Source organism: Ruegeria sp. C6, assembly GCF_056537625.1.
The window spans coordinates 690,577-713,145 of sequence record NZ_JBQFRW010000002.1; the positions used below are offsets into that span (position 1 = coordinate 690,577).

22 protein-coding genes are annotated in these 22,569 nt (G+C 58.2%); 7 read left to right on the forward strand and 15 right to left on the reverse strand.

What is annotated here, in order from left to right; all coding sequences use genetic code 11:
- The 7 genes from ACR0MJ_RS10645 to ACR0MJ_RS10675 all read right to left on the reverse strand — a co-directional run bounded on the left by ACR0MJ_RS10645 (position 1) and on the right by ACR0MJ_RS10675 (position 9,610).
- Positions 1–1,149 (reverse strand): amidohydrolase, encoded by a 1,149-nt coding sequence (locus tag ACR0MJ_RS10645; protein ID WP_480760923.1) that lies wholly within the window; start codon positions 1,147–1,149, stop codon positions 1–3.
- A 108-nt stretch (positions 1,150–1,257) separates the two neighbouring features.
- The gene (locus tag ACR0MJ_RS10650; RefSeq protein ID WP_480760924.1) at positions 1,258–2,274 is read right to left on the reverse strand and encodes a GlxA family transcriptional regulator; all 1,017 of its coding nucleotides are present in this window, start codon (positions 2,272–2,274) and stop codon (positions 1,258–1,260) included.
- 317 nt (positions 2,275–2,591) lie between these two features.
- Positions 2,592–3,587 (reverse strand): helix-turn-helix domain-containing protein, encoded by a 996-nt coding sequence (locus tag ACR0MJ_RS10655; protein WP_480760925.1) that lies wholly within the window; start codon positions 3,585–3,587, stop codon positions 2,592–2,594.
- Between the two features lie 96 nt (positions 3,588–3,683).
- Complete coding sequence (gene gcvP, locus ACR0MJ_RS10660) at positions 3,684–6,539, reverse strand: aminomethyl-transferring glycine dehydrogenase (RefSeq protein WP_480760570.1); 2,856 nt, start codon at positions 6,537–6,539, stop codon at positions 3,684–3,686.
- A gap of 111 nt (positions 6,540–6,650) precedes the next feature.
- Complete coding sequence (gcvH, locus tag ACR0MJ_RS10665) at positions 6,651–7,016, reverse strand: glycine cleavage system protein GcvH (protein WP_170393732.1); 366 nt, start codon at positions 7,014–7,016, stop codon at positions 6,651–6,653.
- Positions 7,017–7,033: 17 nt separating this feature from the next.
- Positions 7,034–8,131, reverse strand: a complete 1,098-nt coding sequence (gene gcvT / locus ACR0MJ_RS10670; protein WP_480760926.1) for a glycine cleavage system aminomethyltransferase GcvT — start codon at positions 8,129–8,131, stop codon at positions 7,034–7,036.
- 291 nt (positions 8,132–8,422) lie between these two features.
- Entirely contained in the window at positions 8,423–9,610 is a 1,188-nt protein-coding gene (locus ACR0MJ_RS10675; RefSeq protein ID WP_480760927.1) for a Zn-dependent hydrolase, read from the reverse strand.
- A gap of 129 nt (positions 9,611–9,739) precedes the next feature.
- On the opposite strand from ACR0MJ_RS10675, the gene ACR0MJ_RS10680 reads away from it, so the two are divergent.
- The 4 genes from ACR0MJ_RS10680 to ACR0MJ_RS10695 are packed head-to-tail and all read left to right on the forward strand — an operon-like array spanning position 9,740 to position 13,231.
- Positions 9,740–10,390, forward strand: a complete 651-nt coding sequence (locus ACR0MJ_RS10680; protein ID WP_170513888.1) for a histidine phosphatase family protein — start codon at positions 9,740–9,742, stop codon at positions 10,388–10,390.
- A gap of 10 nt (positions 10,391–10,400) precedes the next feature.
- Positions 10,401–11,015, forward strand: a complete 615-nt coding sequence (locus tag ACR0MJ_RS10685; RefSeq protein ID WP_170626796.1) for a glutathione S-transferase family protein — start codon at positions 10,401–10,403, stop codon at positions 11,013–11,015.
- Between the two features lie 14 nt (positions 11,016–11,029).
- Complete coding sequence (locus ACR0MJ_RS10690; RefSeq protein ID WP_480760928.1) at positions 11,030–12,085, forward strand: saccharopine dehydrogenase; 1,056 nt, start codon at positions 11,030–11,032, stop codon at positions 12,083–12,085.
- Positions 12,086–12,088: 3 nt separating this feature from the next.
- Positions 12,089–13,231 (forward strand): saccharopine dehydrogenase family protein, encoded by a 1,143-nt coding sequence (locus tag ACR0MJ_RS10695; RefSeq protein WP_480760929.1) that lies wholly within the window; start codon positions 12,089–12,091, stop codon positions 13,229–13,231.
- A 66-nt stretch (positions 13,232–13,297) separates the two neighbouring features.
- Here ACR0MJ_RS10695 and ACR0MJ_RS10700 read toward each other — a convergent pair whose 3' ends face one another.
- The 4 genes from ACR0MJ_RS10700 to ACR0MJ_RS10715 all read right to left on the reverse strand — a co-directional run bounded on the left by ACR0MJ_RS10700 (position 13,298) and on the right by ACR0MJ_RS10715 (position 15,098).
- Positions 13,298–13,498, reverse strand: a complete 201-nt coding sequence (locus ACR0MJ_RS10700) for a DUF1127 domain-containing protein (RefSeq protein ID WP_223117180.1) — start codon at positions 13,496–13,498, stop codon at positions 13,298–13,300.
- 57 nt (positions 13,499–13,555) lie between these two features.
- The gene (locus tag ACR0MJ_RS10705) at positions 13,556–13,792 is read right to left on the reverse strand and encodes a DUF1127 domain-containing protein (protein ID WP_170648748.1); all 237 of its coding nucleotides are present in this window, start codon (positions 13,790–13,792) and stop codon (positions 13,556–13,558) included.
- 130 nt (positions 13,793–13,922) lie between these two features.
- The gene (locus ACR0MJ_RS10710) at positions 13,923–14,240 is read right to left on the reverse strand and encodes a DUF3775 domain-containing protein (protein WP_170408475.1); all 318 of its coding nucleotides are present in this window, start codon (positions 14,238–14,240) and stop codon (positions 13,923–13,925) included.
- 87 nt (positions 14,241–14,327) lie between these two features.
- The gene (locus ACR0MJ_RS10715; protein WP_170802569.1) at positions 14,328–15,098 is read right to left on the reverse strand and encodes a DUF1365 domain-containing protein; all 771 of its coding nucleotides are present in this window, start codon (positions 15,096–15,098) and stop codon (positions 14,328–14,330) included.
- Positions 15,099–15,245: 147 nt separating this feature from the next.
- Between ACR0MJ_RS10715 and ACR0MJ_RS10720 the strand changes: the two genes are divergently transcribed.
- Genes ACR0MJ_RS10720 through ACR0MJ_RS10730 form a run of 3 tightly spaced genes read left to right on the forward strand, consistent with a single transcriptional unit; the run spans position 15,246 to position 17,017 of the window.
- Positions 15,246–15,902, forward strand: coding sequence for a sigma-70 family RNA polymerase sigma factor (locus ACR0MJ_RS10720; RefSeq protein WP_480761046.1), 657 nt, complete (start codon positions 15,246–15,248; stop codon positions 15,900–15,902).
- A gap of 10 nt (positions 15,903–15,912) precedes the next feature.
- A complete protein-coding gene (locus tag ACR0MJ_RS10725) occupies positions 15,913–16,563 on the forward strand; it encodes a ChrR family anti-sigma-E factor (RefSeq protein WP_480760930.1) in 651 nt (216 codons plus the stop codon).
- 49 nt (positions 16,564–16,612) lie between these two features.
- Positions 16,613–17,017, forward strand: a complete 405-nt coding sequence (locus ACR0MJ_RS10730) for a hypothetical protein (RefSeq protein WP_480760931.1) — start codon at positions 16,613–16,615, stop codon at positions 17,015–17,017.
- 3 nt (positions 17,018–17,020) lie between these two features.
- Here the strand turns inward: ACR0MJ_RS10730 and ACR0MJ_RS10735 are convergent, their stop codons facing one another.
- From ACR0MJ_RS10735 to ACR0MJ_RS10750, 4 genes are all read right to left on the reverse strand, one after another.
- On the reverse strand, positions 17,021–18,250 hold the full coding sequence (locus ACR0MJ_RS10735) for a DNA recombination protein RmuC (RefSeq protein ID WP_480760932.1): 1,230 nt from the start codon (positions 18,248–18,250) through the stop codon (positions 17,021–17,023).
- A gap of 52 nt (positions 18,251–18,302) precedes the next feature.
- A complete protein-coding gene (mutL, locus tag ACR0MJ_RS10740) occupies positions 18,303–20,153 on the reverse strand; it encodes a DNA mismatch repair endonuclease MutL (RefSeq protein WP_480760933.1) in 1,851 nt (616 codons plus the stop codon).
- A gap of 283 nt (positions 20,154–20,436) precedes the next feature.
- Complete coding sequence (locus ACR0MJ_RS10745) at positions 20,437–21,366, reverse strand: metal ABC transporter permease (RefSeq protein WP_480760934.1); 930 nt, start codon at positions 21,364–21,366, stop codon at positions 20,437–20,439.
- Positions 21,363–22,568 carry a metal ABC transporter permease gene (locus ACR0MJ_RS10750; protein ID WP_480760935.1) on the reverse strand — a complete coding sequence of 402 codons (1,206 nt, stop codon included), beginning with the start codon at positions 22,566–22,568 and terminating at the stop codon, positions 21,363–21,365. Before ACR0MJ_RS10750 ends, ACR0MJ_RS10745 begins: the two co-directional genes overlap by 4 nt.
- Between the last annotated feature and the right edge of the window lies 1 nt (position 22,569).

Sequence of the window (22,569 nt, forward strand, 5' to 3'; positions counted from 1 at the left end):
TCAGTCTTCGTCTTGAAGCGGAAGCCTATCGCGCACGAGATTTGCCCAGAATTCCGCGCCGATCGGCAGTAACGCATCGTTGAAGTCGTAGTCATTCGAATGCAGCGGTTGCCCATTCGGGCCAGTTTCACCGTTGCCCAGTAGAATAAAGCAGCCGGGTACGGCTTCGCAGAAATGCGCGAAATCCTCTGAAAAGCTCATCGGTTGACGATTGGGAAGTGTGTCCAGCCCGGATTGCTGCGCGACGCGGATGGCAGCTTCGGTCGGGATCGGTGCGTTGATCGTTTCGATGAACTCAGTTTTGAAATCCACTTGGACTTCGACGCCATGCGCGGATGCGATGCCATGCGCAATCTTGCGCATGTGTTCTTCAATCATATTTCGATCTTCAGGGCTGCGAGCCCGCGCATCACCCTTTAGCGTTGCAGTTCCAGGTAGAACGTTGCGCTGCCCGTCGGTCAGAAACTCGGTCACTGACACAACCGCCCCGGCGCCCGGGGCCAGCTTGCGCGCGACAATTGTCTGAAGCGCCAGAACGATTTCTGACCCAACGGTTAGCGCATCACGTCCAGACTGCGGCATGGATGCATGGCCGCCTTGTCCATTGATCGTAATTTCGAAAAGGCTTTCTGATGTGCATATTAAACCGGTTCGGGTCGACATCTGCCCGACGGGTGCCCCAGGCAGGTTATGTATGGCGTAGACTTCTTCGATTGGAAATCGCGTCAAGACATTCTCGTCCAGCATTGCTTTAGCCCCCAGTCCAAGCTCTTCATTCGGTTGAAACAGGAACACCACCGTGCCGCTGAAACCGGGATCCGAGGACAAAGTCTTTGCTGCGCCCAACAGCATCGTCATGTGACCATCATGGCCACAGGCGTGCATAATGCCGGTATTTTGTGACACGTAATCATGATCGCTGGCTTCCTGAATGGGTAGCGCGTCCATATCTGCGCGTAATCCGATCGCGCGGTTGCCTTTACCGGCTCTGAGGATACCCACCACGCCCACGCCTTCATGAACTTCAAGCCCGTATTGACGCAGCAGCGCCGCAACTTTGGCTTTGGTTTTCGTTTCATTGAAGCCCAATTCGGGGTGTCTGTGGAATGACCGCCTAAGTTGGCGCAGTTCGGGTTGGTTCAATTCCATGGCGGTTAATGTTCCCAGATTACAGGTGCTATCCGAGCGGGGCGAACTCGGACTCTAGCCCTGATTGGTAGAGTACGATCGCAGCCGGGTCCACCGGCACGGCATCTCTCAATCGTTCTGTCCCGACCAGCCTCGCCTGAATGAGGTCGGCGCTGCGCCGTATCGTTTCTTGAACCGAACTGTCAGTTGGGTCGCGCTGCCAAAACCCGTGGCGGCCGCAATTTCAGCAACGGTCATTTCTGTTTCGCTTAGCAACGCGTAGGCGCGCGCCACACGCAACTCGATGTAGAATTGTACCGGGGAAACCTCGACATACTTTTGAAACAGCCGCTCCAACTGTCGGCGAGAAATCTGAACGATCTTGGCAATCTCAGAGATATCCAGAGGCTCTTCCAGATTCTCATGCATGATCTGGATGGCGTTGATCAGGTATTGGTTCCGACTGCCCAACGCGACAGAAAACGCGGATTTCTGGAGCGTTTTTTGATTGTTGGATCGTGAGTGGATGCACATGTCCGAGACGATGATGGCCAGATCCTTTCCGAAGTCGGTTTCAATCATGTCCAGTACCATATCGGTTGCCGCGTTACCTCCACCGCAGGTCATCAGATCATTGTCAATCTCATACAGGTTCGCCGATGGTGTCAGGTGTTCGAAGTGTTCAACAAAGGCGGGTTGGTTTTCCCAATGCAGTGTGAACCTCTTGCCGGTCAGCATACCTGCCTTGGCCAGCGTAAATGCGCCGGTACAAATTCCACCAAGCTTGCAGCCAAACGCTTTCTGACGGCTGATCCACGAAAGGATCGTTGAATTAGTGCTTTCCGATGGTTCGATCCCTGAACACACAAACAATCTGGATGATCGCGGTAAATTATGCAGAGCCAAGTCAGCTGCTATTTCGACTCCATTGGAGCATCGAACAGGGTTCCCATCCTCAGAGATCAGAAACCACTTGTAGAGCTCTTTGTTGGTGACCTGATTGGCGATCCTCAGCGGTTCAACCGCTGCGCTAAAAGCAAGCATGGTGAGTTTCGGCAGCAACAGAAAATAGATCTCGTTTGATGGTCCGTCATAATCGATGTCGAACGTCGCGGCCCCTTTCGGAACGAAATTCCTAGGTTTCATGCTCTCTTTTCCTAGTGCGGACCTGGATGGATAACCGGCCCGTACAATATCGTATCGATCGAAACACCAGCGTATCAACTTCGCAGATCACAAGCGAGTGGTCCTACGACAACAATTGGCCAGCGCGTAGCTGCGAGCTTGTCTGTAAGACGGCAATTGAGGATGTGGCCGGGTCATTGATTGAACCGGTGGCAAAGCATTGTTAACTGGACTAACAATCGTATCTGTCGTCAACCTCATGAATGGTGAATGCCAAAAGTTCAGGCCCAGTGTGGTATCAACCGCATTCGACTGCGCTGTCGATTCACACGATCAAGCTAAACAGCCTGAGTTTTGCCTGCAAATCGCCGATTTCGTACACTTTCGGGCGATGCATCATAGTGATCCCGGAACGCACGCACCAATGCACTTGTAGAAGAAAAGCCCGTAGCAGTCGCCACTTCAAGATAGGTTATCTCGGTAAATTGAAGCAGGCCATAGGCCCGTTCTAGGCGAAGTTCCCGATACGTTGTCAGCAGTTTTACACCCGTTCTGTCCAGAAACCGCCGCTGTAACTGGCGCGTTGATGTACCAAGCGCCATCGCAAGTTCCGGTATCCTAAGCGGATCCTCCAGATTGTTCTGCATCTTTTCAACAACCTGTCGCACCATTGGGTCGGCTTTTGAACGTCTGATCAATCGAGCTGCCAGTTGGCTTGCGCATTTAGTTTGCCTGTCGGCCAACCCGATATAGCTGCGTACTGACTCGGCCAGATGCTCGCCGTGATCAAAGGCAACAAAATCGGACAACAAACGCAACGTGCCCAATCTGGTTGATGCGCTATGGGTGCGGCTATCTGAGGACCAATATGTACCCGAACCGACGTCGATCAGGCCAACCTCTTGCGCTGCGGCAGAAAAATTGGGGTGAACCGATGCAATCCGCTTGGTTGCGCGACTAGTCTGGGCGAGAAGAAACGCTGCACCGCCAACGAGAATTGATCGGTAGGACAGGTTCAATACTTGGGCGATCCAGGTTTTGTCCGACGGTGTCAGAGGCCAGCTTTTGTAGATGTCCCCCCAGAAAATCGCGGTTCGCCCGGCCCAGTGCAAGGGTCCGCCCGCCGCGCCGTCGGCAATGGTGCGGATATTTGTAATGTATGTATGGCCTTCGTTCAGTTCATTCAGGGCACGATAGAAATCAACCAGCATATCTGCCGATGCTTCCGCTTCGGCCTCGCAAAGAATGATCTCGATATGATGATCTCGTTTAGGTCTTGCCAACGTGGTTTCGGTCAAATGCGCATGGTCATTTGCAGGGACATAATGCTTCATTTCTCCTCCACCTTCTTTAGCGCTTCGGCCGCGAGCAGTCGTTCCCGAACTCGGATTGAAACCCCCGCCAGTTGGCGGGGGTTTATTGATTGAGGTTTATTCTGCTGCGTCCATGTATTCGGTCATTGGCGGGCATGTGCAGATTAGGTTTCTGTCGCCGTATGCGTTGTCGACGCGGTTGACGGGGGACCAGTATTTGTCGACGCCCATGGAGCCTGGGGGGAAGCAGGCCTGTTCACGGGTGTAGGGACGGTCCCAGTCGCCGACCAGATCGCGCACCGTGTGGGGGGCGTTTTTCAGCGGGTTGTTTTCCGCGTCGATCTTGCCGTCGATGATGTCCTGTGCCTCGGAGCGGATGGACAGCATGGCGTCGCAGAAGCGGTCCAGCTCATCCATGGGTTCCGATTCCGTGGGCTCGACCATCAGGGTGCCGGCCACCGGCCAGGACATGGTGGGCGCGTGGAAGCCGCTGTCCACCAGACGTTTGGCAATGTCATCGACGCTGACATGGGCCGCCTCGTCCAGCGGGCGGGTGTCGAGGATGCATTCATGCGCCACGCGACCCGTTTCCGAGGTGTAGAGGATCGGGTAGGCATCCTTGAGCCGCGCCGCGATGTAGTTGGCGTTCAGGATCGCCACTTTCGTGGCCTGCGTCAGACCCGCGCCGCCCATCAGCAGCACATAGGCCCAGCTAACCGGCAAGATCGAGGGCGACCCAAAGGGCGCCGCCGAGACCGGACCCACGGCAGTGCCGTATTCCGGGTGGCCGGGCAGATGCTCGGTCAGATGCGCTTTGACGCCGATCGGACCCATGCCGGGGCCACCGCCGCCATGGGGGATGCAGAAGGTCTTGTGCAGGTTCAGGTGGCTGACGTCACCGCCGATGTCTCCGGGACGCGACAGACCCACCATGGCGTTCATGTTGGCGCCGTCGATATAAACCTGACCGCCATGATCATGGGTGATCTGGCAGACCTCCTGCACGGTGGTCTCAAACACGCCATGGGTCGAGGGGTACGTGATCATGCAGGCGGCCAGATGGTCCGAGTGCTTTTCGGCCTTGGCGCGGAAGTCATTCAGATCAATGTTGCCCTTCTCATCCGCCTGCACAGGCACAACCTGCCAGCCCACCATCTGGGCCGAGGCCGGGTTGGTCCCATGCGCCGAGGTCGGGATCAGGCAGACATTGCGCTGCCCTTCGCCCCGGGCGAAGTGATAGTTGCGGATGGTCAAGAGGCCTGCGTACTCACCCTGCGCGCCCGAGTTGGGCTGCTGGCTGATCGCGTCATAGCCGGTGATCTGGCACAACTTGTCGTTCAGATCATCGATCATCTCATGATAGCCCTGCGCCTGATCTTCGGGGCAGAACGGGTGCAGGTTGCCGAACTCGGGCCAGGTGACCGGGATCATCTCGATCGTGGCGTTCAGCTTCATGGTGCACGAGCCCAGCGGGATCATCGCCCGGTCCAGCGCCAGGTCGCGGTCGGCCAGACGGCGCATGTAGCGCGTGATCTCGGCCTCGGCCCGGTTCTTGTGGAAGATCGGGTGGGTCAGGTACTCGCTTTCGCGCAGCGCGTAATCCGGCAGGCGATAGGCCACGTTCGAGCTGTCATCCTTGCGGTCGATGCCGAAGGCCCCCCAGACCGCCTCGATGGTCTCGGGCCGGGTCTGTTCGTCCAGGCTGATGCCCACTTTCGTGTCGCCGACCTTACGCAGGTTGACGCCCCGGGCCACAGCGGCCTCCATGACCGTTTTCTGCAGATGGCCAACCTCAACCGTGATCGTGTCGAAGAACACTTCCGGCTCCACAACAAAGCCTGCCTCTTCCAGACCGGCGGCCAAACGCGAGGTCTTGCGGTGCACCGATTGCGCGATGGCCTTGATGCCGTCGGGGCCGTGGTACACGGCATACATCGAGGCAATCACCGCCAACAGCGCCTGCGCGGTGCAAACGTTCGAGTTGGCTTTCTCACGCCGGATGTGCTGTTCGCGGGTCTGCAGCGCCAGGCGGTAAGCCTTGTTGCCCCGGCTGTCGATGCTGACACCGATGATCCGGCCCGGCATCGAGCGCTTCAGCTTGTCGGTGGTCGCCATATACGCGGCGTGCGGGCCACCATAGCCCATCGGCACACCAAAGCGCTGGGTCGAGCCGATGGCGATATCCGCGCCCATCTCACCGGGCGACTTCAGCAGCGCCAGCGACAGGATATCGGCGGCGACGATGGCAATCGCCTTGTGTTCATGCAGGGCCGCAATCTCGGCGGTGAAGTCGCGCACATGGCCATGGGTGCCGGGGTACTGGAAGATGGCGCCAAAGACCGCGCCCGCATCCAGCGTGTCCGGATCAGCCACCTGCACCTCGATGCCCAGAGGCTCGGCGCGCGTTTTAATCACCGCGATGGTCTGCGGGTGGCAGTTCTTGTCGACAAAGAAGGCTGCATTGTTGGCCTTGGACCGGCCGCCGCGCTTGGCCATCGCCATGGCTTCCGCCGCAGCAGTCGCTTCGTCCAGCAAGGACGCGTTGGCCACGTCCAGCCCGGTCAGGTCGCTGACCATGGTCTGGAAGTTCAAGAGCGCCTCAAGTCGGCCCTGGCTGATCTCGGGCTGATAAGGCGTGTAGGCCGTGTACCAGGCCGGGTTTTCCAGAATGTTGCGCAGGATCGGCGCCGGCGTGGTGGTGCCATAATAGCCCTGACCGATCAGCGAGGTCAGAACCTTGTTCTTGCTCGCCACCTCTTTCATGTGAAAGAGCGCATCGCGCTCGGTCATCGCCGGACCCCAGTCCAGCGGCTCTTTCTGCCGGATCGCGGGCGGGACGGTGGCGTCGATCAGCTCGTCCAGCGTCTTGAAGCCGATCACCTTGAGCATGTCGCGCATCTCGGTCGGGCTGGGCCCGATATGGCGGCGGTTGGCGAAGTCATAGGCTTCGTAATCGGTCAGTTTGAAGGCCATGTGTGCGCTCCTCAAGGATAGGTCAGGCCCGGCGGAGACGGCAGGAGCCTCCGGCGGAAGTATTTGGAAACAGATGAAGGGGCGGGGCCGCGCACGGACCCGCCGCCTGAGTTAACCGATGAAGGCCTTGTAGCCGGCCTCGTCCATCAGGTCTTCGAGCTGCGAGGCGTCCGCGATCTTGATCTTGTAGATCCAGGCCTCGCCTTCGGGGTCTTCGTTCAGCGCGCCGGGATTGTCGGCCAGTGCCTCGTTCACCTCGGTGATCTCGCCGTCGACCGGTGCGTAAAGCTCGGACGCCGCCTTGACGGATTCAATCACGCCGATCTCGCCGCCTTTTTCGAACTCGTCGCCTGCTTCCTGCTGTTCCACGAACACCACGTCACCCAATTGCTCGGCGGCGTGTTTGGTGATGCCCAGCGTGGCGGTGTCGCCGTCAACGCTCAGCCATTCATGCTCTTCGGAATAATAGGTTGCCATGTCTCTCTCTCCTGACTTCAACGCTTGTAATTCTGTTTGACGAAGGGCAGCGCCACGATCTCAGCCGGTTGCGGCTTGCCCCGGATGATCAGGTTCACCTTCTCGCCCGGCTCGCCATGGCCTTTGCTCACATAGCCCATCGCCACCGGTCCACCCACCGTGGGGCCAAACACGCCCGAGGTGATCTGGCCGATGCTGTTGCCCTCAAGGCACTGCACTTCCACGCCCTGACGCGCAGGCGCACGGCCTTCGGGCTTGATGCCCACCAGCTTTTTGGCGGGACCTTCGGCCAGTTCCTTCTGCACGCGGTCCGCGCCCGGGAAACCGCCCTCTTCCTTGCGGCGTTTCTGGATCGCCCAAGCCAGCGAGGCCTCAATCGGTGAGGTGCTCTGGTCGATGTCATTGCCATAAAGGCACAGACCTGCCTCCAGCCGCAGGCTGTCGCGCGCGCCCAGACCGGCCGGCTCGCAATCCTCATGCGCCAGAAACGCCTTGGTGATCTCGATCGCCTTGTCCTCGGGGATCGAGATCTCGTAGCCATCCTCGCCGGTATAGCCCAGCCGCGAGATACGGCACTCAACACCGTTGATATCGGCCACCGTGGTTTCCATGAACTTTAGATCACGCGCGGCAGGGCACAGTTCGCCCACAACGTTTTCCGCCGCAGGGCCCTGAACCGCCACCAGCGCGCGGTCGAAAATCTCGATCACTTCAACGCCTTCGAGGTGCTCACGCATATGCGGAATGTCCTGATGCCGTAGCGCCGCGTTCACCACCACAAAGTAATGATCCCCCGCGTTCGACACGATCAGGTCATCCATGATCCCGCCTTCGGCATTGGTGAAAAACCCGTACCGCGCCTTGCCTTCCTTCAGCGTCGCATAAGCCTGCGGGCAAAGCGCTTCCAGCTTCTCACCCACATTCTCACCCCGCAAAATCACCTGACCCATATGGCTCACATCAAACACCGCCGCCTTCTCACGACACTGCTTATGCTCCCCCATAATCCCCAAAGGATACTGAACAGGCATCTCCCAACCCGCAAAATCAACCAACTTACCCCCCAACTCAACATGCAAAGCGTGAAGAGGCGTGCGTTTTAAGGATGAAGTCATGGTGGCCACCTGCTTTGTATCAGTTACCCAGAAACGTTCCTGTCAGTCTGACCCAAGCTGCACAGATTGCAACGATTCAGCCCAGGATTTCAGCAGATCGGCTCGATCACGGCAGAACAGTATACGGGTGCATGCATCAATAATGTTCCTATAGGAAACTTTTTTCCGTTAGGCAACACTCCTTGTTCGGAGTCAGTAAAACTGTGCCGAGCACCCACCCATAGCTGGTGGACATCCCTGATAGTAACTTGGTTTAGCGTGGAAAATCGTGAAATGGTCTTCAACTTACCTTCATTCCTCAAGGGAATGGACTGCGCGATCAAGCACCCTGAGACCTGCAACCAAATCCTCTTCGGCTGTGTCTTCGGCAAAATCGTGGCTGATTCCGTCAATCGACGGGACAAAGAGCATCGCAACCGGCATCAGGCGCGAGACATTGGTGGCATCGTGGAGCGCTCCGGATGGCATATTGCGCCAACGCCCAGGCGCAATGGCCTGCGCGCCGCTTTCCAGCGCACCGCGCAAAACCGGGTCCATGCTGACGGGCTCTAACCCCAGCATCGGGCCGTAGGTTAGTGTTACGCCCTGCTCTTCGGCAATCTGCTGTGCGGTCGCGCGAATGATGTCTTCCATACGCACCAGACGCTCAGGATCGCCGTCGCGCCATTGCATCGAAAACCGCACCCGTCCCGGCACGATAGAGGACGCATTGGGGTGAACATCAACACGCCCGATGGTCCAGACGGTTTGCGGCGTAACCACATTACGGAACCGGTCATTGAGGCGCGTGTTGAACAGCGACAGGGCCTGAAACGCGTCACGTCGCAAATGCATTGGCGTGGTTCCAGCATGGTTTTGCTGGCCTTGGAAGGTGATGACCATATCGCGGATGCCGACGATATCGGTGACAACGCCGATCTGTTCACCGGCTGCATCCAGTGCTGGGCCCTGTTCGATGTGCATTTCGATGAAACCGCTGAACCGAGCAGGATCAACAAAGCCTTGCGACTTCTTTGCCATTTCAGCCCGCGCGCTGCCAAAGGTGACGCCTGAGCCATCAATCAGCACGTCCGCCTGTTCCAAAGATAATCCACCTGACCAGACCGCCGATCCGGTGGTGACGCCGAACCGCCCCTCTTCGTCCTGAAAACTGACGACCGAGATGGGTCGGTCACTGGAACGCCCGATTTCCAGTGCCGCAATGACGCCCAGGGCTCCGTCCAGCCAACCGCCCTCGGGCTGGCTGTCGGAATGCGAGCCCATCAGCAGCGAGGGTCCATCAGCCAACCCGAACAGGTTTCCAACCGGGTCGACATGCGGAGTCAGGCCAGCCTCGGTCATGCGCCCGGCGAGCCACTGGCGCGCGGCGATATCAGCTTTGGAATAGGCGGGGCGGACGACGCCCTTGCCGACGCCCGAAGCCCCGAATGAACGCAGCGTGTGTAGATCGGTCAGAAACCGTGTGTGATCGACAGCCATGGATCCTCCTTGTCGGGGTGACCATAGCGGTAAACTTCGCCTGATATAGGAGTTTTTTCGGGCCCGCGTGAAAGCCCTCTGGTCCCGGCCCCGAACCTGCCCTAAGACGTCAACGCAAGAGGGATCATCATGTCACATATCACATTAGTGCGCCACGGGCAGGCCAACACAACCGCACGGGATGAGCTGAGCTATGACCGGCTGAGCGAACTGGGTCACCAACAGGCCCGTTGGCTGGGCGCGCATTTGCGCGATACCCGCCTGCATTACCCTCGGGTTTATTGCGGCACACTCAACCGGCACGTGGAAACTGCGGCTAGCATGGGGCTGCCGCAGCCAACTCGGGATGCGCGGCTGAATGAGATCGAGTATTTCACCCTCGCCCAGTTATTCCAACAGCAGCACGGGGTTGAAATACCAACCGACCGCGAAGGCTTTGTCGAGCACTTGCCCCGCACCTTTGCCGCCTGGTCCCGGGGCGAGATCGAAGATACGCCGGAATCCTTTGAAGAGTTCGAGACTCGCGTTCGCGACGCTCTGCGAGAGATAGGTACCGAAGGCGGTCCGGCAATAGTCGTGACCTCGGGCGGGCTGATCTCGATGGTGGTGCGGCAGGCGATGGGCTTGGATATCCCATCGATGGCGCGGGTGGCGCTTGCCATCATGAACACGTCGATGCATCGTCTGCACCCGATTGGCGCGCAGCTGAGTCCGGTTCTGTTCAACGCAGTGCCCCATCTGGAAGCGCCAGACCGTCAGTTCGCGCAGACCCATCTGTAAGGAGGCTACAATGCAACTTTATTATGCCCCCCGCACAATCTCGGTCGCCGTGGCAATTGCGCTGGAAGAGGCCGGGCTTGAGTATGAGGCCATCCAACTGGACTTTGCCGGAGGTGAGCAAACCAAACCCGCCTATAAGCAGATCAATCCAAAAGGTCGGGTCCCGGCACTGGTTGTGGATGGCGGCATTCTGACCGAAACCGGAGCGTTGCTGGAATACATTGCCGCTAAAGCGCCCGAGGCGGGATTGGTGCCATCAGATCCGGTTATGGCGGCGCGGATGCGAGAGGTGATGTTTTATCTCGCCTCGACCATGCATGTGAACCATGCCCACAAGATGCGCGGGCCCCGTTGGGCAGACAAGAAATCCAGCTGGAAAGACATGAAGGACAAAGTCGCGCAAAACATGACTGAGTCCTGCGCATATATCTCCTCGAACGGGTTGCGTGGGCCGTTTGTTTTGGGCGAGGCGTTCTCGCTGGCCGACGCGTACCTGTACGTGGTTTGCAGCTGGCTGGAGGGCGACGGCGTTGACGTCTCGGCCTTTCCAAAGATCATCGCCTTCCGCGAAGCGATGGAGGCGCGTCCCTCGGTACAGGCGGTACGCGCTGCCGGTATGCTCTGACAAAAGGAATTGGAATGACACATCTCTGGGTCCGGGCAGAACAGCGCCCGAACGAGGAACGGGTCGGGCTGACCCCCGAAGGCACTGCCGCGTTGATCGCGGCAGGCATCCGCGTGACGGTCGAGGAAAGTTCCGTCCGCGCCATCGCAATTGATGGCTACAAGGACGCGGGCTGTGAAATCGCGGCTGAGAATTCCTGGCCCAATGCCCCGCTGGACGCGATCATCTTTGGCCTCAAGGAGCTGCCCGAGGACGGCACGCCCCTGCCCCACCGCCATATCATGTTCGGCCATGCCTATAAGGGGCAACATGCAGGACGCGCGCTTTTGCAGCGGTTCAAGGCTGGCGGCGGCACACTTTATGATCTGGAGTATCTGGTCGACGAAAACGGCCGCCGGGTTGCCGCTTTCGGCTATTGGGCTGGGTACGCGGGGGCTGCCGTGACGCTCAAGACATGGGCGGCCCAGCAACGAAATGAAGAATGCCCGCCGGTTGGTGTTTATAAGAACAAAGACACGTTGAACGCCGAATTGCTGGCCGAGCTGGACTCCACCGGCGCCGACCGTCCCCGCGCCATCGTCATCGGTGCGTTGGGCCGTGTTGGCACAGGCGCGGCTGATCTCTGCGAGGCAATGGGCGTCAGCGTTACCAAGTGGGACATGGCCGAAACCGCCCGCGGCGGACCATTCCCAGAAATCCTCGACCACGACCTGTTCCTGAACTGTATCTTCGCTCGTCCCGGCACACCGGTCTTTGTCCCACGGTCAGCGCTGACCACCTCGCGGAACCTTACAGCTATCGGCGATGTGGCCTGCGACCCGGATAGCGATTACAACCCGGTGCCGGTCTATGACCGCGCGACCACATGGGATGCCCCCGCCTTGCGCGTGGCCACCGATCCGGTGATGGATGTTATGGCGATCGACAACCTGCCGTCGATGCTGCCTGTCGAAAGTTCCGAGGACTACGCGGCGCAATTACTTCCGTCGTTGTTGACCCTCACCGATCTGGATAGCGGCGTCTGGGGCCGGGCAGAAGCAACTTACAAAACTCATATTGAAGGGATCTGAGCGATGACGATTCACTGGTGCGGCACCGGCCTGTCGGCCATCCCCGGCCTGCGCCGTCTTATTGAAGGCGGGCACAAAGTCACTGTCTGGAACCGGACCATTGAGAAGGCCAAGACAGAGGTCGGTGACCTCACCGACGACATCCGCGCCTTCGACATCGACGCATTGGGTGCGGTGCTGGAAAAAGGTGATGCCATCGTATCGATGCTGCCTGGTGACTGGCATGTACCTTTGGCAGAATTGGCAATCTCGAAAGAAGCCAACTTTGTCTCTTCCTCATATATCGCACCTGAGATGCGCGCGCTGGACGGCAAGGCCCGCGAGGCCGGGGTTGCACTGGTTAACGAAGTTGGGTTGGACCCGGGCATCGACCATCTGATGGCGCATGCGCTGGTTGCCGAGTACCGCGCCTCGGACGCGTTTGATCCGCAAAACCACCTGAGCTTTATCTCTTATTGCGGAGGCGTTCCCAAGAATCCCAACCCGTTCCGCTACAAATTCAGCTGGTCGCCTCTGGGTGTGCTCAAGGCGCTGCGCTCTCCTTCCAAGTCAATCCGGGACTACGCGCCGCTGGATGTCGCCCGACCTTGGGACGCGATCACCAGCTACATCGCACCGCTGCCCACTCCGGAAAGCTTCGAAGTCTACCCGAACCGCGACTCGATCCCCTTCAAGGCCGAGTACCAGTTCGAGGATCACTGGCCGGTCAAGCAATTTGTCCGTGGCACCCTGCGCCTGAACGGCTGGGCTGAGGCGTGGTCAGATGTGTTCACCGAAATCGAAACGCTGTCCGGCCCCGAAGGCGATGCGCGCTTGAAAGAGATGTCGGATCAGTTCTGGGCCGAGAACGCCTATGACGAGGGCGAGCCTGACCGCGTGGTTTTATGTGTGGGCCTGAAGGCGGAAAAGGACGGCGTCGAAGTTTGGCACAAAACCTATGTCATGGATGCCTGGGGCGACGCGCGCGGGACGGCGATGGCGCGGCTGGTTTCGATCCCGGTTTCACTGGCCGTCGAGGCCGTGCTGAACCGCGCTATTCCCGCAGGAGTTCACGCTGCACCCAGCGACCCGAAGCTGGTGCAGGACTGGATGCACGAGATCGACAAGCTGGCGCAGCACCTGCAGATCGTGGACCACACGGCCTAAATCACAAACAGCCGCTCCGGTATCTTCGGAGCGGCTGCGTTCTTAATGCGGCTTAACCCGCCATCGTCAGATGTATTGCGCAATCACCGCTTCAACATCGCAGCGATTGATGCCCAGTTCTGACAGATCGGAATCAGAAAGCCGGTTCAGTTCCTGGGCGGCACAAACGATATCCGCCCTGATCGCGTGTATTCTCATCGCCCGGTCAAACAGCATCAATGCGCTTTTTGAAGGGGTTTGTTTCGGGATTGGGTTGGCATCCAGCATACTTGTTACCTCAGCAAAATTTACAATGGACCGCTTTCCGTACAGCGCCGGAAAGGCTTAAACGCCGTTCAGATAGGGTATGTTCTGATAGACGTTTCGATATACGCGCCGCCTGATCTCACCACGCGGAATGCCGATATCAAAAAGCTGACGATCGCTGAGTCCTTCAAGCGCCCGGATCGTGTTCTTGTAGACCTTGCGGCGCTGCCATCCTGACTTTGGCACTGTTTGGTTCACAAGTTGGCCAAAAAGCAGATCCCGATGATCTGCTCCGGTTGCATTGACATGTGCCATGACGGTTCCTCCTAGATTCATCGCTGTGTTTGATGAACCTGATCAAAGAACTCGACATTAACCCCGACGGAAGGCCGCATTAATTTTGCTTCATACGCTAGGATAAGCTGACCCGTCGCCAGATCACCGACTACATCAGATCGTTTTCAACGTCCTCGGCTGAAATACCCAGCGCGTCCAAACCGTTTTCCAGATGGTCCGACAAATGCGGTGTTCCGATCAGATAATCCGCGCAAGGCGTCGAGGCTTCGGACTTAGCCGTCGCAATCGCTTCGGCCAAATCCTCGGCAAAAAAGCTTTCTCGACCGATCCACATGACGGCCACCAGTTCTGCTTGCTCATCCTCACCCATACGGTCGATGAATGCGCGCAATTCGCCCTCGGCCCGGTCCAGTTCACGCCCCATCATGGCGACCTGGGCGATCTTTCTTGCCGAGATTTCCAACATCTGTCTCAACTCCTCGTGTTCGCGGTCCAGGCATTTCTGCACGATCCCACAGGTGACCGTCTTTGATCTTGCGCAAAGCGGAGGGCTTTAGTGCCGCGACCGGGATACAGGCTGATCGGGAACCGGCGCGGTACGAAACGGGCTGAACCGCGCCCGTTTGAACCACAGCTTCACAGCCTGCCAGTGGATCAGAAACACTGCCCGGCGCGCGCCGAACGGACGCCGCCAGAGAGACTTTAGAATGATCCGGTTGCTGTACGGCTGGCGCGGACCGGTCAGCGTGGCAATCAAACCGCCTCGGGCACGCCCATAATCTATCCAGACACCAACACGTTCGTCCTGATAGTCAAAGCGGAAGGTATAGGTGCCCTCGATCTTCTGAAACGGAGAGACATGCATCAGCTTGTCCGCAAGTATCCGATCGGTAGGTGCAATCGGTGAAAGATCGGGTTTGTGGCACAAATAGCTATGGCGTGTGCCATAAGTGTTGGTCACCTCGGCCACCACAGCATAAAGCTGGTTATCTTTATCAAAACAGAACCAGAAACTGACCGGATTGAACACATGCCCTAACACACGGGGTTGTGTCAGCAAGGTCATCCTGTCCGGTTGTGGAATATCTTGCGCCTCAAAGCATTCACGCAGCCAGATCGCCCCGCGACCCTGACCAGGTTCACCCCCATGATCGCAATCTCGCCAGCTTGTCAGGTTCGCGCCATTGATCGAAAACAGGGATGGGGTCTTGGGGTGGGCCTCGGGGTCTAGCAAGATGTAATCGACGGAATAGCGAAACGCATTCTCGACCGCACCTTTGCGCCCGTGAAAGGTATGGCCCGCGATATAATCAATTCTGTTCATGAAACAGATTTTCCGTCCTGCCCGCAAATCATTCAATTGACATGCATTTCCGCATGTCTGGTATCTCACGATACGATATTCAGCCGGTTTTGGATGAAATTTATCCAACCGACTGATCCACCTTGGGTGTCCCCACGTATTGTGGTTATGTTTACCGAGACTGACACCGCGACATTGGACGAACCGGCGGCAGAAGCTGCTGGAAGAGTTGTTTGGCGCGGACCTAAGCGTTTTAAGGGCAACTCGGTGAACGGACAGAATAATACTTGTGGCGCCAGAAAGGATTGGGTGGAACACGTCCGTCGAATCCGAGACGCTCAGGATCAGGCGGCCTTCGCCGAACTGTTTCAGCATTTTGCGCCTCGTATCAAGGCGTTCCTGATCAAGTCCGGTTCGGATGTCGCCCTGGCTGAAGAATGCGCGCAGGAGGTCATGGCGACCTTGTGGCACAAGGCGCATCTGTTTGACCCGACAAGGGCAACGGTTGCGACCTGGGTGTTCACGATCGCAAGGAACAAGCGCATTGACGTATTGCGCAAGCAACGCCGCCCCGAACCCGAAGACCTCGGGTGGGGGCCGGAGGCGGAGCCGGAACAGGAAGACGTTCTAGCGCTGCAACAGGAAACCGCGCAGCTGCGTGATGCCATGGCGGCATTACCTGAGGCGCAAAGACAGCTGATCGAGAAGGCCTACTTTGGAGATCTGAGCCATCGAGAAATCGCATCTCAGACCGGGTTGCCCTTGGGAACGATCAAATCACGGATACGGCTGGCGCTGGACCGCTTGCGCCACGCGATGAACTGAGATGACGAGCATGAAAAACGAGATTAAACATCACCTGACAGACGACCTGCTGATGGCCTATGCCGCAGGCAATCTGCCCGAAGCGTTTGACCTGATGGTCGCAACGCATCTGTCTCTGTGCGACCACTGCCGCGCCCGCGCTGAAAGCTTTGACGCAGTTGGCGGATGCGTTTTGCAGGAACAAGATGCGTCAGCAAGCATGAGTGACGGTTCACTGGCGGCAACAATGGCATTGATTGCTCAGGGCGCACCAAAGGTGAAACCCGCGTACCCGTCTTGTGCAGTTCTTCCGACACCGCTGCAGGACTATGTCGGCGGCGACGTGAACGCGATCAAATGGAAGCCCGTCGGCATGGGTGTCAAACAGGCAATCCTGCCCACGACCAGCGAAGCCACCGCCCGGTTGTTGTTTATCCCCGCCGGGGCAGCGGTGCCGGATCACAGCCATAAAGGCATAGAACTGACGATGGTCCTGCAGGGTGCATTCTCTGACGAGATCGACCGCTTCGACCGCGGCGATGTCGAAATCGCTGACCAGTCTATCCATCATACCCCCACGGCAGATATCTCTGAAGATTGCATTTGCCTGGCCGTCACTGATGCTCCACTGAAGTTCAGCAAGCTGATGCCACGCCTGTTCCAGCCATTCCTTCGAATCTGACCCGTCGTGGTAGGGTTGTTTATCGACGCTAACTAAATCGGGGTTTTAAATGTTCTTAAGGATGGCAGTCACAGCGCTTTTGCTGACTTTTGGAGCCAGCGTTTCTGCACAGATGTCCGCAGACGTTAAATTCCAACCGGGCAATTTCGGCACGATGGTGAACGGTACTGTCACCGGCGACGAATATTTCGACTATAAACTCGGAGCCAAGGCTGGGCAGGAGATGTTCGCCGACCTTAAGGTCAGTGACACCAATGGCAACGGCGTGATCTATTTCAACATCTTGCCGCCGGATAGCGACGGCGTCGCAATTTACAACGGCTCAATCGATGGAAATACCGCCCGGATCGAGCTTCCCGATGATGGCGTCTACACCATACGTGTTTATCTGATGGGTAACGATCGCGACACAGGCAAGACGGTTGGTTACAATTTGGACCTGTCGATCCAATAACGCTTACCCTTCGGTTTTGCCCAGCGGCACGACGTTTGTTTGGTCATCCGGCGCAAGCTCTTCGAAATCGAAATTGTCCAACCGTTGCGCCCGGCGACCCGCCTTTTCCGCGCTGATCTTGATTTCCGAGATATCCTTTGCAGCCTGCCCGAAATGACGGTCGAGGTTCGACACCCGGTCGCCTAAACGTTCCACATCCTTATGCAGCAGCCCCAATTCCTTGCGGATCGCACCGGCCTGTTCGCGCATACGCGCATCTTTAAGGATCGCCCGCATGGTGTTCAGCGTCGCCATGCAAGTTGTGGGTGAAACGATCCAAACGCGTTTCGAGAAACTCTCTTGCACCAATTCAGGGAACTTGGCGTGCAGCTCGGCATAGACTGCCTCAGAGGGTAGAAACATCAGCGCACCATCTGCAGTTTCACCGTCCAGAATGTACTTCTCGGCAATATCGTTGATGTGCTTGCGCACGGTACTGCGGAACATCTGTACCGCTGCTTTCAGCTCCATGTCGTTGGTCGATCCGATCAGCGCCTCATAGGCTTCCAGCGGGAACTTACTGTCGATCACGATCGGTCCGGGAGGGTTCGGCAGGTTGATCAGGCAATCAGCGCGCCGTCCGTTCGATAACGTGGCCTGCAGCTGAAAACTATCTGATGGCAGCGCCTTCGAAACGATATCGTTCAGCTGGATTTCCCCGAATGCCCCGCGCGTCTGCTTGTTCGACAGAATATCCTGCAATGACAGCACGTCGCCTGAAAGCTTGGTGATATTGTCCTGCGCCTTGTCGATGGCCGCCAGACGTTCCTGCAATTGCGTCAGCGAGGTCGCCGTCTGTTTCGACGAACCATGCAGCGATTCCTTCATCCGCTCCTGCATCTCAGCCAGAGCGCGCGCCGATTTCATCGCGTTATCGGCCAGCCGGTCATTCATCTGCTGTTGCACCGATGACAGGCGGGATTCAACGGTCTGGATCACCTGCACCTGCGCGTTGGCTTGCGTGTCCGAGACATGCTGTAGGCCACCCCGCAGTTGTTCCTGCCCCTGGCCAAGTTGCTGCACATGCTGCCCAAGGTGCGCCATCTGCCGGGCCAGCGGCTCCGCCATCCGAGCTGAACGCTGTGACGCTCGAAGTGACAGAAACAGAAGCAGCAGAATCAACACCACCACCCCGCCCACTGTCAGGATAATAGGGTCATTCAACGCATATTGAGTGCCAGCAATCTCGATCATATCGCCTCAGATGTTCTTGTTTTATTCTTCATAGCCCGAGCGGGCCAGCGGATCAACTGCGGCCGAACAGGCGTTCGATATCGCTCAGCTTCAGTTCCACATAAGTTGGCCGCCCGTGGTTGCACTGCCCGGAATGGGGCGTCGCCTCCATCTCGCGCAGCAGGGCATTCATCTCTTCGGCCCGCATCCGACGGCCAGACCGAACCGAACCATGGCAGGCCACGCGGCTCAGGATCGCCTCGATCCGCGCTTGCACCGTCTGGCTTTCGCCCTGATCAGCAAGCTCATCAAGGATATCGAGGATCATCGCGCGGGCATCGACCTCGCCAAGAATGGCCGGAGTTTCGCGCACGGCGATTGCCCTGCCACCAAAGGGTTCGATGGTCAATCCAAAGCGCGACAGGTCCTCTGCAACGGCCATCAGTCGCGCGCAGTCGCCGTCTGTTAGTTCGACAATTTCAGGGATCAACAACGCTTGTGCAGCAACGCCATTTTCGGCCATCTGAGCCTTGAGCTTTTCGTAAACCAGCCGTTCATGTGCGGCGTGTTGATCCACGATCACCATGCCGTCTGCCGTTTGGGCGATGATGTAATTCTCGTGCACCTGCCCGCGCGCCGCCCCCAAGGGCAGGTCTTGCGGCTCATCCTCCGGTGCAGTTTCGGGCACCGGTTCCACGATGCGTCCACTATAGTCCTGAGACAGTTCCGCAAAACCCGGAGATTGCGCCCGATAGGCCGCCTGACGCGCCGCGGGTGACGGGCGATCCATTTGATACACCCGCGCCGGGGTTGCGGGTGCGGGCTCGGGCCGCATCGCACCCAAGGTTGCGTTGGCCACGGTCGAAGATGCCCGGTGCCCGGCCTCGGCCAACGCGTGACGCAGGCTGGACACGATCAAGCCACGCGCGAGGCCGGGGTCGCGGAACCGAACCTCGGATTTTGCCGGATGTACATTCACATCCACCAGCGTTGGATCGCAATCTATGAACAGCGCCGCCGCCGGATGCCGGTCGCGGCTGAGGAAATCGAAATAGGCCGCTCGCAGCGCACCGGTCAGCATCTTGTCCCGCACGGGTCGCCCATTGACGAACAGATACTGCGCCACTGCAGCCCCGCGCGAATAGGTCGGCAGCGCGGCATAGCCATAAAGCCTGAGCCCTTCGCGTGTGGCATCGATCTGCAAAGCATTCTCAGCGAACTCACGGCCAAGAACGCGCGCCAATCGGGCATGCAGCGCATCAAACAGATCGCCATTCTCGCGGTCGGCACGAAAGGTCACGCGCCCCTCTCCCTCACCCGAGACATCGCGCAGAGTGAACGCGACCGAAGGCTCGGCCATCGCCAAACGTTTCACAATGTCCGAGATCGCCTGCGCCTCGGCCCGGTCAGTGCGCATGAATTTCAGCCGTGCCGGGGTGGCGTAGAAAAGGTCTCGCAACTCAACCACAGTCCCAGCGCGCAAGGCCGCTGGCTTCACTGCATCCATTTTGCCACCGGACACCTGGATCGAGGCCGCATCAGCACCCGAGACACGGCTGGTGATGGTCAAACGCCCGACCGCCCCCAGCGAGGGCAGTGCTTCACCGCGAAATCCAAAGGTGTGGATATTCAACAGATCTGACCCGTCGATCTTCGATGTCGCATGGCGCGACAGCGCCAGAGGCAAATCCCCCGCTGCGATCCCACACCCATCATCGGTGACACGAATCAGGGTCTTGCCGCCATCCGCGACCTCAATAGCGATGCGTGTGGCCCCGGCATCGATGGCGTTTTCGACCAGTTCCTTGACGGCAGAAGCAGGCCGTTCCACGACTTCACCCGCTGCAATCCGGTTGATCGCTGCGTCGTCAAGCTGTCGAATGACCGGCCGATCGTCGCTGATATTGGGGTTAGCATACACCATACCGCTAGACCTAGCATATGTGCACGCGATTCGACCACCGGTTTGAATTGTGAAGAGCGGGCTTTAAACGAGGTATCCGGCCAGTTTGACCGCGCCGTTAAGGGGGTAGCGACTAAGGTCAAAACTGGCCGGATATACCAGAGTGAGTGGTGGTCTTGTGGTTTCCAATTGAAAGTTTGGTATCACCGAAAATGGAATAAATCTTGTTAAGAATTCGTGATTGTTTCCACTTGGCGAAGTTCAGCCGAAACTGCGTGATGGGCGTTGGCGTGAATACGCCAAGTCAAGCCTGACTGGGCGCTCCGCTGCGGGTTCGGCATGGGCCAAAAGCAGCGGTCAGCGCCAGAATCAGGCCTGATATCGTGGCGATCATTCCAGCGGCGCTGACAGCATCCGCAGCCCCCAACCACAATGGGCCATAGCCCGCTAAAACATAACCGGACACGGCGGCAAGGGTTGCGAACAGGACACTCCAGAGGATCTGGGCTTCCAACCGGTTGGTCATCATCCGTGCCGCAGCTGGCGGGCAGATGAACATTGCAATCACGATGATCGACCCCACTGCATCAAATGCCGCTACAGCAGCAATCGCAGCTATGATCACCAGCGCCATCCCTAACGCGCCAGTGCGGATACCAATTGTACGCGCAAAGCCTTCATCGAAGGTCGATATCTTGAGCGGTCGCCAGAACAACCACGTGAACAGCAAGACCCCCGTCAGTGTCAGCGCAATGCGCGGCAATTCAGGTGGCAACCCTGCCAATGCCTGTAGATCCAGCAGCGACGACCAGTCCGTTGCATCCAGCCAGATCAAGCTTTCCAGATTGCCGTAAAGCGCATGTTCAACGTCCAAATGGACGGTCGAAGTGTCAGTCTGCTCAAGCAGTAGGACACCACCGGCGAACATGGTCGTGAATACGACACCCATCGCTGCCCCCGGCTCGATCTGACCCAATCGCCGGATCGCTTCGATCATAACCACGGCGACCACAGCAGCCCCTGCTGCGCCAAGCATCATCGGCCAAGTTGAAATTGCGCCCGTGAGCAGAAACGCGACGACAATACCGGGCAACACCACATGGCTGATCGCGTCGCCAATCAGCGCTTGCTTGCGCAGCACCAGAAAGTTGCCGGGCAGAGCGCATGCGATGGCCGCGAATGTCCCAATCAACAAAGGCGTCAGCGACAGGGGTACGAACTCTTCTCCGCTCATGGCGTGACCTCCTGCGGGCCGCCGATACGGCGATCGATCTCGGCGATCTGATCGCGAGTCAGCACGGTCTCGATATCGCGCAGCCCATCGTACAGCGCCGCAGTGGCCTCATGCGCCTGATCCGCGCGGACGATCTCCCACCGCTTTTCGTCTCGTAGGGCTTTGGCCGCACGCGCCTTCCCTTGTTCCGTTGCAACTCCATCGGCGCGCACAAGGCCGGTGCGGCGTAACAGGCGAATGGTTAGGGGTTCATAGATTTGCTGCCCCTGCGCCAGTGCCAGCAGTCCCTGCCGAATGTGCACTCGACGCTGGAACCGAAGGTGGCTGAGAATAGCTGCCAACACGCCCCGAACCGGCGCGAACAGGAGCGACAGGGCAAAGAACCCAAAACTGACCAGAACGATGATCGGTCCGGTCGGCAGGTTCGGAGCCGAGGCCGAAATACCTGCCCCCAGAAACCCTGCAAGACCTCCGGCCAAACCGGCCAGAACGACCACGCGGTCGGATCGCTCCGTCCAGAACCGCGCTGTCACAGGCGGGATGATCAGCAGAGCAACAATCAGGATTAGACCAACGATCTTTAGCCCGACCACGGTCACCGCCATCACGAGCCCCATCATCGCCAGATCAATCCGATGCACGGGCAACCCGCGCGCAGCGGCATATTCAGGATCGAAGGCGACCATCGTCATCGGGCGGCGGATGATCATCACCAGTACCAACGTTGCCGCGCCACCGATCGCAATGACCAGAGCATCAGCCCACAGCATCCCAGCAGTAGAACCCAGCAAGAATCCTTCCAATCCTGCCTGGCGTCCAACCCCCATGGTTTGAATAACGGTCAGCAGTACGACACCAAAACCGAAGAACACCGATAACACTGCGCCGATCGCTGCATCTTCTGCCAAACGTGTGCGACTGGTCAGCCAGTTCATACAGAGCAAACCAACCCATGCGGATATTGCCGAACCTGCAAGCAGTCCGATCAAATTACGCCCATCACCACCGAAAGCCACCAGCACCATGAAGGCAAGGCAAACGCCCGGTAGGGTCGCGTGGCTGATGGCATCGCTAACCAGCGCGCGTTTACGCAGGAATAAGAACGTGCCCGTCACACCTGCCGAAACGCCCAGTAACGTCGCACCAATAGCAACCAGCGTGGCGTTATAGCCAAGCTGTAAGGTCAAAGCCTCCCAAAGCATG

Excerpts from the sequence above, each read along its gene's own strand:
- ACR0MJ_RS10645 (WP_480760923.1), bottom strand. The coding sequence starts at position 1,149 with ATGGAATTGAACCAACCCGAACTGCGCCAACTTAGGCGGTCATTCCAC.
- ACR0MJ_RS10650 (WP_480760924.1), bottom strand. The coding sequence starts at position 2,274 with ATGAAACCTAGGAATTTCGTTCCGAAAGGGGCCGCGACGTTCGACATC.
- ACR0MJ_RS10655 (WP_480760925.1), bottom strand. The coding sequence starts at position 3,587 with ATGAAGCATTATGTCCCTGCAAATGACCATGCGCATTTGACCGAAACC.
- gcvP (WP_480760570.1), bottom strand. The coding sequence starts at position 6,539 with ATGGCCTTCAAACTGACCGATTACGAAGCCTATGACTTCGCCAACCGC.
- gcvH (WP_170393732.1), bottom strand. The coding sequence starts at position 7,016 with ATGGCAACCTATTATTCCGAAGAGCATGAATGGCTGAGCGTTGACGGC.
- gcvT (WP_480760926.1), bottom strand. The coding sequence starts at position 8,131 with ATGACTTCATCCTTAAAACGCACGCCTCTTCACGCTTTGCATGTTGAG.
- ACR0MJ_RS10675 (WP_480760927.1), bottom strand. The coding sequence starts at position 9,610 with ATGGCTGTCGATCACACACGGTTTCTGACCGATCTACACACGCTGCGT.
- ACR0MJ_RS10680 (WP_170513888.1), top strand. The coding sequence starts at position 9,740 with ATGTCACATATCACATTAGTGCGCCACGGGCAGGCCAACACAACCGCA.
- ACR0MJ_RS10685 (WP_170626796.1), top strand. The coding sequence starts at position 10,401 with ATGCAACTTTATTATGCCCCCCGCACAATCTCGGTCGCCGTGGCAATT.
- ACR0MJ_RS10690 (WP_480760928.1), top strand. The coding sequence starts at position 11,030 with ATGACACATCTCTGGGTCCGGGCAGAACAGCGCCCGAACGAGGAACGG.
- ACR0MJ_RS10695 (WP_480760929.1), top strand. The coding sequence starts at position 12,089 with ATGACGATTCACTGGTGCGGCACCGGCCTGTCGGCCATCCCCGGCCTG.
- ACR0MJ_RS10700 (WP_223117180.1), bottom strand. The coding sequence starts at position 13,498 with ATGCTGGATGCCAACCCAATCCCGAAACAAACCCCTTCAAAAAGCGCA.
- ACR0MJ_RS10705 (WP_170648748.1), bottom strand. The coding sequence starts at position 13,792 with ATGGCACATGTCAATGCAACCGGAGCAGATCATCGGGATCTGCTTTTT.
- ACR0MJ_RS10710 (WP_170408475.1), bottom strand. The coding sequence starts at position 14,240 with ATGTTGGAAATCTCGGCAAGAAAGATCGCCCAGGTCGCCATGATGGGG.
- ACR0MJ_RS10715 (WP_170802569.1), bottom strand. The coding sequence starts at position 15,098 with ATGAACAGAATTGATTATATCGCGGGCCATACCTTTCACGGGCGCAAA.
- ACR0MJ_RS10720 (WP_480761046.1), top strand. The coding sequence starts at position 15,246 with ATGTTTACCGAGACTGACACCGCGACATTGGACGAACCGGCGGCAGAA.
- ACR0MJ_RS10725 (WP_480760930.1), top strand. The coding sequence starts at position 15,913 with ATGAAAAACGAGATTAAACATCACCTGACAGACGACCTGCTGATGGCC.
- ACR0MJ_RS10730 (WP_480760931.1), top strand. The coding sequence starts at position 16,613 with ATGTTCTTAAGGATGGCAGTCACAGCGCTTTTGCTGACTTTTGGAGCC.
- ACR0MJ_RS10735 (WP_480760932.1), bottom strand. The coding sequence starts at position 18,250 with ATGATCGAGATTGCTGGCACTCAATATGCGTTGAATGACCCTATTATC.
- mutL (WP_480760933.1), bottom strand. The coding sequence starts at position 20,153 with ATGGTGTATGCTAACCCCAATATCAGCGACGATCGGCCGGTCATTCGA.
- ACR0MJ_RS10745 (WP_480760934.1), bottom strand. The coding sequence starts at position 21,366 with ATGAGCGGAGAAGAGTTCGTACCCCTGTCGCTGACGCCTTTGTTGATT.
- ACR0MJ_RS10750 (WP_480760935.1), bottom strand. The coding sequence starts at position 22,568 with ATGCTTTGGGAGGCTTTGACCTTACAGCTTGGCTATAACGCCACGCTG.